This is a genomic window from Kitasatospora indigofera, assembly GCF_014655955.1.
GTDB classification, from domain to species: domain Bacteria; phylum Actinomycetota; class Actinomycetes; order Streptomycetales; family Streptomycetaceae; genus Kitasatospora; species Kitasatospora indigofera.
This window is the reverse complement of sequence record NZ_BNBO01000006.1, coordinates 270,955-279,591: the sequence shown is the minus strand read 5'-3', so window position 1 is coordinate 279,591 and position 8,637 is coordinate 270,955. Positions and strand designations below refer to the sequence as shown.

6 protein-coding genes are annotated in these 8,637 nt (G+C 74.2%); 3 read left to right on the top strand and 3 right to left on the bottom strand.

Annotated elements, in window-relative coordinates; translation table 11 throughout:
- Positions 1-293 precede the first annotated feature (293 nt).
- Positions 294-2,762 carry an RICIN domain-containing protein gene (locus tag IE329_RS09075; RefSeq protein ID WP_190210310.1) on the top strand — a complete coding sequence of 823 codons (2,469 nt, stop codon included), beginning with the start codon at positions 294-296 and terminating at the stop codon, positions 2,760-2,762.
- Between the two features lie 117 nt (positions 2,763-2,879).
- On the opposite strand, the gene IE329_RS09070 is transcribed toward IE329_RS09075, so the two are convergent.
- Together IE329_RS09070 and modA are read right to left on the bottom strand one after the other, a co-directional pair.
- Positions 2,880-4,832, bottom strand: coding sequence for an ABC transporter permease (locus IE329_RS09070; protein WP_190210309.1), 1,953 nt, complete (start codon positions 4,830-4,832; stop codon positions 2,880-2,882).
- 93 nt (positions 4,833-4,925) lie between these two features.
- Positions 4,926-5,717, bottom strand: coding sequence for a molybdate ABC transporter substrate-binding protein (gene modA, locus IE329_RS09065; RefSeq protein ID WP_190210308.1), 792 nt, complete (start codon positions 5,715-5,717; stop codon positions 4,926-4,928).
- A gap of 548 nt (positions 5,718-6,265) precedes the next feature.
- Between modA and IE329_RS09060 the strand changes: the two genes are divergently transcribed.
- The gene (locus IE329_RS09060) at positions 6,266-6,685 is read left to right on the top strand and encodes a TOBE domain-containing protein (protein ID WP_190210307.1); all 420 of its coding nucleotides are present in this window, start codon (positions 6,266-6,268) and stop codon (positions 6,683-6,685) included.
- Positions 6,686-6,853: 168 nt separating this feature from the next.
- On the opposite strand, the gene IE329_RS09055 is transcribed toward IE329_RS09060, so the two are convergent.
- Complete coding sequence (locus tag IE329_RS09055; protein WP_190210306.1) at positions 6,854-7,597, bottom strand: hypothetical protein; 744 nt, start codon at positions 7,595-7,597, stop codon at positions 6,854-6,856.
- Between the two features lie 206 nt (positions 7,598-7,803).
- Between IE329_RS09055 and IE329_RS09050 the strand changes: the two genes are divergently transcribed.
- Entirely contained in the window at positions 7,804-8,580 is a 777-nt protein-coding gene (locus IE329_RS09050) for a class I SAM-dependent methyltransferase (RefSeq protein ID WP_190210305.1), read from the top strand.
- Positions 8,581-8,637: the final 57 nt, after the last annotated feature.

Below are 8,637 nucleotides of genomic sequence, written 5' to 3'. Positions count from 1 at the left end.
GGCCCAGACCCTCGCCGAGATGAAGACCCAGGGCATGGAAACCGGCTGACCATCAGCCACCGCAGGCCCCGGCCGGGAACGCCCCGCGCCCGGCCGGGCCGCCACCCGGCGCCGGTGGCCCCCGCCCGCCCCGGCGGCCCACCGGCGCCGGCCCGGGCCCGCGTACCGGAGCCGTCGCCCGGCGGCCGCACCGGGCGGACCCGGGCCCGCCGGGCGCACCACCGCTGTTCCCTTCCCGCCGATCCCCCACCACGCCGCCGCGCGAAGGCGGCGTGCCGAGCAGAAGGAGTCCCATGTCCGCCCCTCCGCGCAGATCGATCGCCACGGCCTTCGCCGTGGCACTGATGACGCTCTCCGGCGGCGTCGCCGCCCCGGCCTCGGCGGCCTCACCGTCCGCCGCCACGTACACGATCGGTGTCGGCACACCGGTGCCGTACACCCACCCGACCGACACCCAGGCGACCCCGTACGTCGACAAGGACGGGACGTTCTGGTTCCAGCAGTCCGCCGCGCTCTACGGGGCGGCCGATCCGCGGTACTGGGACTTCTTCACCGGCACGGACTTCGACACCGCCACCCGGTCGGGCGCGGTCAGCGACTCCGTCAACCCCGCCAACCCGGACGACCGGAACGACGACACCAGCTGGCGCTGCAACAACAGCCCCACCGGCCGGCAGGCGACGTACGCGCCGAGCGGCGCCGGCTTCGCCCAGAAGAACTACTGCGACCTGGCCGGGGTCTGGGTCGACCCGGACACCGGTGACTGGTACGGCCTGGTGCACAACGAGTTCACCCCGGATCCCTTCGGCCACGGGCTGCACTACGACGCGATCGACTACACGGTGTCCAAGGACCAGGGCCGGACCTGGGACATCAAGAGCCACGTGATCACCTCCCCGTACAGCACCACCCGGGGCGACACCGCCGCCTTCCCGAACCAGACGTTCTCGTACGGCGACGGCGACCAGCGCCTGTACGCGGACACCGCCTCGGGCTACTTCTACGTCTTCTACGGCTCGCGGATCCTGGACAAGAACGGCGGCTGGACGGCCTTCTACGAGCACGTGGCCCGCGCCCCGATCTCCGCCAAGATGGCACCCGGCTCCTGGCAGAAGTGGTACGACGGCTCCTGGTCGCAGCCCGGCGTGGGCGGCCGGGAGAGCAACATGGTCCCGGTGAACGGCGCCGGCGACACGGGTTACACGCCCGTCGCGGGCGAGTACGACCCGGCGAACACCGGGACGTCCGCCCAGCAGATCGCGGCCGGCCGGATGCCGGCGACCTCGCCGCTGTTCGTCATGGACATCACCTACAACGCCTACCTGGGGCTGTACATCGGTGAACCGCAGGCGGTGAAGCAGGACGGCAGCGAACCGCAGCACCTCTACGCCACCGACGACCTGACCACCCAGAAGTGGTACCCGATCGGCGACACCGGCAGCTACCACACGGCCTCCTGGTACCGCTGGTTCCTCGACAGCGCCAACCGGACCAACTCCACGATCGTGGGCAGGTCCTTCCGTTCCTACTGCGCGTTCGAGTGCTCCAAGAAGGCCGACGGCAAGGCCGCCGACGGCGAGTACGTCGACCTGACCGTCGACTCCTCGGCCCCGGCCGCGCCGCCGGTCGACCTGACGAAGGCCTACCGGATCGCCAACGGCAACGGCCGGGTCCTCGCGCAGGTCTCCGGCGGGTCCGCGACCACCTCGCTGGCCGGCGCCACCGGATCCGGCCTGGAGTCGTGGGTCTTCAGCGCCAACGGCGACGGCTCCTACCGGATCACCAACTCCGCCACCGGCCGGCTGCTCGGGGTGGACACCACCACCTCCGGCCGCGCCTGGGGGGCCAGGCCCACCGTCACGGCCGCCGGAGCGGGTGGCCCGTCCGTCGGCCAGCAGTGGTTCGTGATCGCCGGCCCGGGCGGCCACCGGCTCGTCAACCGCCACAGCGGCCTGGTGATCGGCCTGTCCGCCGACTCCGCCCGCCTCGCCGAGACCACCCCCACCCGGAGCTGGACCGACACCACCGGCAACGCCGTCGGCGGGAGCCGCACCGCCGGGGAGCAGACCCTCACGCTGACCCCGGCCGGGGCGGCCGCCGAGGTCGTCTCGGTGACGGCCCCCGGCAACCAGGCCGGCAAGGTCAACGCGGCCGTCTCGCTCCAGCTGAGTGCCAACGACTCCGCCGGCAAGGCCCTCACCTTCTCCGCCACCGGCCTGCCGGCCGGGCTGTCGATCAGCTCCGCCGGTCTGATCACCGGCACCCCGGGCACGGCCGGCTCCAGCACAGTCACGGTGACGGCCACCTCGGGCACCGCGAGCGGCTCGACGACCTTCACCTGGGCCGTCAACCCGGCGCTGAGCGGTACCCGGACCATGACCACCTCGGGCAAGGCCCTGGACGACCCGAACCACTCCACCGCCCAGGGCACCCAGTTCGTCCTCTGGAGCCCCAACGGCGGCAGCAACCAGAACTGGGTCTTCACCCAGCAGACGGACGGCAGCTACCAGATCACCAACGCCCTCTCCACCCTCTGCATGGACGTCAGCGGCGGCTCCACCACCGCCGGCGCGCAGGTCATCCAGTGGGCCTGCACCGGCGGCAACAACCAACGCTGGCTGGTGAACGCCACCACCGGCGGGTACACCATCGCCTCCCGCAGCAGCGGACTGCTGCTGACCGCGGCCGCCGCCTCCGACGGCGCCCTGGTCACCCAGCAGCCGGACACCGGCGCCGCCCTGCAGCACTGGACGATCGGCTGAGGCCGCCCGGGGTGACGCCCCGGAACCGCCCCCGCTCGGGGGAGCGCCGGACCGCTCGGGCAGCACGCCCGGCGGCCCGGCGCGCGGGTGTGCGCGGAGCCGGACCGGCGACCGCGATCAGAGCGGGACGAGGGTGGTCTCGGTCGCCTTGACGCTGGTCCACACCGGGGTGCCGTCGACGAGCCCGTACTCGGCGGCGGCCTCCGGGGTGATCTCGGCGACCAGGTCCGGCACCTGGTCGGAGGTGACCAGCACCCGCAGCCGGCTGCCCAGCGCGGTGATCTCGCTGATCCGGCCCGGCCAGACGTTGCGGGGGCTGCCGGCGGGCCGCTCCCGGTGCAGCGCGACGGCCTCCGGACCGATGATCGCGATCGCCTCGGTGCCGGCCGCCAGCACCTCGGCGGAGATGAGCCGGCCGCCGCCGGGCAGCGCCAGACCCTCACCGGTGGCCGTCCCGGGCCAGGCGTTGCGGCCGAGCATCCGCGCCACCCAGGGGGACCGCGGCCCGCGCGCCACCTCGGCCGGCGAGGCGTACTGGAGCGGCCTGCCGTCCTCCAGCACGAGCACCCGGTCCGCGAGCGAGACGGCCTCCACCGGGTCGTGGGTGACGATCAGGCAGACGCCGCCGAACCCGGCGAGATGGCGCCGCAGGGCGTGCCGGACGTGCGCGCGGGTGGTCTGGTCGAGGGCGGCCAGCGGCTCGTCCAGCAGGAGCAGCCGGGGCCGGGTGGCGAGGGCCCGGGCCAGCGCGACGCGCTGGGCCTGGCCGCCCGAGAGCTGCCCGGGTTTGCGCTGCGCCAGGTGGCCGACGCCGAGGCGGTCCAGCCAGAGCTGGGCGGTGCGACGGGCCTCGGCCCGCCCGGCGTGCTGGGCGCGCGGGCCGTACGCGGTGTTGGCGAGCGCGGTCAGGTGCGGGAAGAGCGCGCCGTCCTGGGGCACCCAGGCCACCGACCGCCGGTGCGGCGGCAGGGCGCTGACGTCGGTGCCGCCGAGCAGCAGCCGGGCCCGGGCGCGCGGGGTGAGGCCGAGCAGGGCCCGCAGCAGGGTGGTCTTGCCCGCGCCGTTGGGGCCCACCACGGCAACGGTGGTGCCCGGGGGCGCGTCCAGGACGAGTTCGAGGAAGCCGGTGACCTCGGCGTGCAGGGCCCAGCGCTGGTCGGCGGCGGGTGGTTCGACGGGGGCGGGCGTGGCCGGGGCGGGCGTGGCGGCGGGCGGCGGCCCGGCGGTGTGCGAGCGGCCGAGGCCGGCGCCGCCGGGGGTGGTGCTGCCGGTCCACCGGCCGCGCAGCAGGAGCAGCACGGCCATCGCGATCACCAGCAGCAGCAGCGAGACCGAGATGGCGGCCTGCGGGGAGTCCTGCAGCAGCAGGTAGACCTCCAGCGGGAGGGTCTGGGTGACGCCCGGGAGGTTGCCGGCGAAGGTGATGGTGGCGCCGAACTCGCCGAGGGCGCGGGCCCAGGTGAGGGCGGCCCCGGCGGCCAGGCCGGGGGCGGCCATCGGCAGGGTGACGGTGAGGAAGACCCGCAGCGGCCGGGCGCCGAGCGAGGCGGCCGTCTCCTCGTAGCGGGCGTGCAGCGCGGTCAGGGTGCCCTCCAGGCTGATCACCAGGAACGGCATGGCGACGAAGGTCGAGGCGACCACCGCGCCGGCCGTGCTGAACGGCAGGGTGATGCCGAACCAGCCCGCCAGCCAGGGCCCGAGCAGTCCGCGCCGGCCGAAGCCCAGCAGCAGGGCGACGCCGCCGACCGTCGGCGGCAGCACCATCGGCAGCAGCACCAGCGAGCGCACCAGGCTCCGCCCGGGGAAGGGCACCCGTGCGAGCGTCCAGGCGAGCGGCACCCCGAGCAGCAACGACAGCCCGAGGGCGCTGAACGAGACCACCAGCGACAGCCGCAGGGCCCGGGTCACCTCGGGGCTGGTGAGGTGGGTGAAGAGGTCCGACCACGGGGTACGGGCCAGGATGCCGATCAGCGGCAGCAGCAGGAAGGCGACGGCCGCCACCGCCGGCAGGGCCAGGGCGACGGGGGCGCGGGCGCCGGCGGCGGCGGCGCGGCGGGGCGGAGGGGGCATCGGGCGTTCCCAGCGGGTCGGCGGACGGGTGGGGCCCGGAGGTGCCCGCTCCGGCGGGCCGGGCTCCGGAGGGGACACGTGCCGGGGCCGGGGTCAGGGCTTCTCGAAGCCGGCGTCCGCGAGGATCTGCCGGGCCTCGGGGCCGGTCAGCCAGGTGACGAAGGCGCCGGCGGCCGCCGCGTTCCGGGAGGAGTCCAGGGTCGCCGCCGGGTAGGAGGCGACGGCGTTCTGGTCGTCCGGGATGTCGACGGTGTCCACCTTGCCGGGCGCGGTGGTGGCGTCGGTGACGTAGACGATGCCGGCGTCCGCCTCGCCGAGTTCGACCTTGCTCAGCACCGCGCGGACGTTCGGCTCCTCGGAGACCGGCTTGACCGTGATGTGCTGGGCGTCCAGGACCTGCCGGCTGTAGCGGCCGACGGGGACGGCCGGGGCGGCGAGCACCACCTTGAGGTTCGGGTCGGCCAGGCTCTGCAGGCCCTCGACCTGCTTCGGGTTGCCGGGCGCGGTCACGATGGTCAGCTTGTTCTTCGCGATCACCACCGGCGTCCCGGCGTCGGACTTGAGGCCGTCCATCGTCGTGGTGTCGGCCGTCACCAGCGCGTCGGCGGGGGCACCCTGCTTCACCTGGGCCGCCAGTTCCTGCGAGCCGGCGAAGGAGAAGGTGACCGTACTGCCCGGGGAGTCCTTCTCGTACGCGGCACCGATCAGCTTGAAGACGTCCGTGAGGGACGCGGCGGCCAGCACGGTCAGCCTCGCCGCCGGGGCTGGGCCGGACGCCGTACCGCCGCCCGAACCCCCGTCGCTGCCGCAGGCGGCCGGCGGGAGGGTGAGGACCAGGCCGCACAGGGCCAGGGCGGCTCGGCGGGTGACGGGCGTACGGGTCATGGCTGAGGTCCTCGGGGCACTGGGCCGGCGGGGCACGGAACCGGCGGACGGGTTCGGATTCTTCGGGGCGGCAGGAAGAATCGGGAGCGTTCGATCCCGCCCGGACCGACGTCCCGTGCACGGTGGGGAGCGGGAGGGCGGGACAGCTGGATTCCGGGTGTTCAGGGTGTTCAGGGTGCTCTCCGCGGCGTCCCACGGACGACGGCGAACCGCGCGGAGCATCCGGTCAATCCGTCCCCGCCCTTTCCGCACGGCCGGCAAAGGAAGCTCTCCGCACATGCGGCACGATAGGCGGCACAGCCTGGCATCTGCAATGCGCAATACCGCCTTCTGCCGGCATCTGACAGGAGTAGTGGATTTCCGGGGCGACGTCTCGGCGCCGAACGGAGCAAACGCATCGCTCGAATTGGTGGATTCACCGGTTCGGCGTTTTCAGGAGTTGCGGGGAACGAACGCGGCGGGCGAATCCGCACCTCTCCGGATCGTGCTTACAGTGGCCGGACGGCAGGCCAAGACCTGCTACTCCGACATTCCCCGAAGGAGAAACCATGAGCCTCAGCATCCGCAACCAGATCCCCGGCACCGTCACCTCGGTCACCCGCGGCGAGGCCATGGCGACGGTCAGGGCCCGGCTGACCGGCGGCCAGGAGATCACCGCCGCGATCACCCTGGAGGCCGTCCGGGAGCTCGGCCTCGCCGAGGGCAGGGCCGTCCGCACGCTGATCAAGTCCACCGAGGTCGCCCTGGCCACCGGCCCCGTCGAGGGGATCAGCATCCGCAACCAGCTGGCGGGAACGGTGTCGGACATCGCCACCGGCGGTGCGATGGCGGCCGTCAAGGTCACCGTGGGCGGCGGGGAGCTGACCGCGGCCATCACCAAGGACGCCGTGGAGGACCTCGGCCTGGCGGTCGGCTCCCAGGTGGTCGCACTGGTCAAGTCGACCGAGGTCTCGCTGGCCGCGGACTAGCGGCCGGCTTCGACAGGGAGCCGCGCCCCCGGCCGCAACGCGGCCGGGCGGACGGCGACCGACCGCCTGCGGCACGACCGAGCTGGGGCGACGTGGTGCGGCGAGCGCGGCCGTGTCCTCCCCCGCGCGGTCACCGTCGCGCCGGCCCGGCACCGGCTCAGAACGTGATCAGTCCGCGGCCGGAGCGTCGGCCCGCTGCGCCGGCAGGGCGGCGACCTGAGCAAGCAGCGTCTTCGAGGACGGCATGACGGCGTACCAGGTGTTCGCGCACCTCTCCGCGGCTTCGGCCGGGGCCCAGGCGGCCACCACCGGGAGTTCACAGTGGTCGCCCGGCTCCGGCGGCGGCAGCGTCCAGGACATGCCGTGATGGTCACCGAAGTCCACGCCCCACGTGCTGAACGAACGGTCGTAGACCTCCCCGCGCAGCGCCGTCCATTGTCGGGGTGCCTCGCCCTCGAAGGCCGCGCAGCAGATCGCCTCCTCGTCGTCGCCGCCGACGGTGAGCCGGGTCGTCCCGTCCTCCACCGTGATCGCGGCCAGCGCCTGGCCGCCGTCCCACCCCGCGTCGGCATCCTCCGGAAGCCGTGCCGGCAGTCCTGCCGAGAACTTCACCCGCCCGAGCGGGGCGAGGGCGTCGATCCGCCAGACCGCCGCGCGGCAGCCGGTCAGCGGCTCCCAGTGCCCGGGGTCGAGGTCGGGATCGTAGGGAGTCAGCAGCAGCTCGACGTGGGCCGCGGGACGGACCCAGCGGGCCACCGTCCGGCCACCCGGTAGCTCGAAAAGCTCGTCCGGCAGCAGGGGAAGGCCGGCGTCCCCGATGGTCGTGCCGAAGGTCAGCGGGCCGAACGGCGTGTCGACGGCCGGCTGACCGACGGGGCGCAGGCGGGTCCGGGGGACGGCGGGAAGCAGCATCGCCCCAGCGTACCGGCGCCTTCCACCGGTTTTGCCGGGTCAGGCAGCACCCGTCCTGCGCCCGGGACCCGACGACCGGTCAGGACGCGAGGGCCGGCGCGCAGGACCTGCCGAGAGCCGCCGGTCCCGCCGGCGGGAGGGGCCGGGAGGAGCGACCATCGGCAAAACACCGTCATGCACCTGACGAATCGGTTGTAATGAGGATCATGAGCACTCTCCCCGCCGGCGGCGCGCCGGTCACCTACGACCGCATCGGCGCCGGATACCGGAACGTCCGGCAGCCGGACCCGCGGCTGGCCGCCCTGATCGCCCAGGCCCTGGAGGGCGCCGGCACGGTGCTCAACGTCGGCGCGGGCACCGGGTCGTACGAGCCGGCCGGGGCCGAGGTGACCGCCGTCGACCCGTCCCAGGTGATGCTCGACCAGCACCCGGGCAGCCGCAAGGTCCGGGCCTGGGCCGAGGACCTCCCGTTCGCGGACGGCGAGTTCGACGCGGCGATGGCGATCATGACGGTGCACCACTGGACCGACCTGCGCCAGGGCCTGCGGGAGCTGCGCCGGGTGGCCCGCCGGCAGGTGGTCCTCACCTGGGACCCAACTCATCCTCTGGAGCTGTGGATCGTCTCGGAGTACCTGCCGGAGATCCGCGACCTGGAGAACTCCCGGTTCCTCCCGGTCGGCGAGGTCGCACGGGAGCTGGGCGCGCACACCGTCCTGCCGTTCCCGATCCCGCACGACTTCACCGACGGCTTCCAGGTCGCGTTCTGGCGGCGGCCCGAGCAGTACCTGGACGCCACCGTCCGCCGGGCCAGCTCCACCTTCGCGACCCTGCCCGACGAGGTCGTCGAACCCGCCGTGGCCCGGCTGCGCGCGGACCTGGAGTCCGGGGCCTGGGCCCGCCGCCATGCCGGCCTCCTCCGCCAGGAGACCGTGGACTACGGGTTCCGGCTGCTGATCGCCGACAACGACCGCCCGCAGGGCTGACCAACCGGGCAGGCTCGCAGACCGCACGCCCGCACCGTCCGCGCCGTCCGGCCCGGC

Bases quoted from the DNA above. Each gene is read 5' to 3' on its own strand.
- IE329_RS09075 (WP_190210310.1), top strand. From the start codon at position 294: ATGTCCGCCCCTCCGCGCAGATCGATCGCCACGGCCTTCGCCGTGGCA.
- IE329_RS09070 (WP_190210309.1), bottom strand. From the start codon at position 4,832: ATGCCCCCTCCGCCCCGCCGCGCCGCCGCCGCCGGCGCCCGCGCCCCC.
- modA (WP_190210308.1), bottom strand. From the start codon at position 5,717: ATGACCCGTACGCCCGTCACCCGCCGAGCCGCCCTGGCCCTGTGCGGC.
- IE329_RS09060 (WP_190210307.1), top strand. From the start codon at position 6,266: ATGAGCCTCAGCATCCGCAACCAGATCCCCGGCACCGTCACCTCGGTC.
- IE329_RS09055 (WP_190210306.1), bottom strand. From the start codon at position 7,597: ATGCTGCTTCCCGCCGTCCCCCGGACCCGCCTGCGCCCCGTCGGTCAG.
- IE329_RS09050 (WP_190210305.1), top strand. From the start codon at position 7,804: ATGAGCACTCTCCCCGCCGGCGGCGCGCCGGTCACCTACGACCGCATC.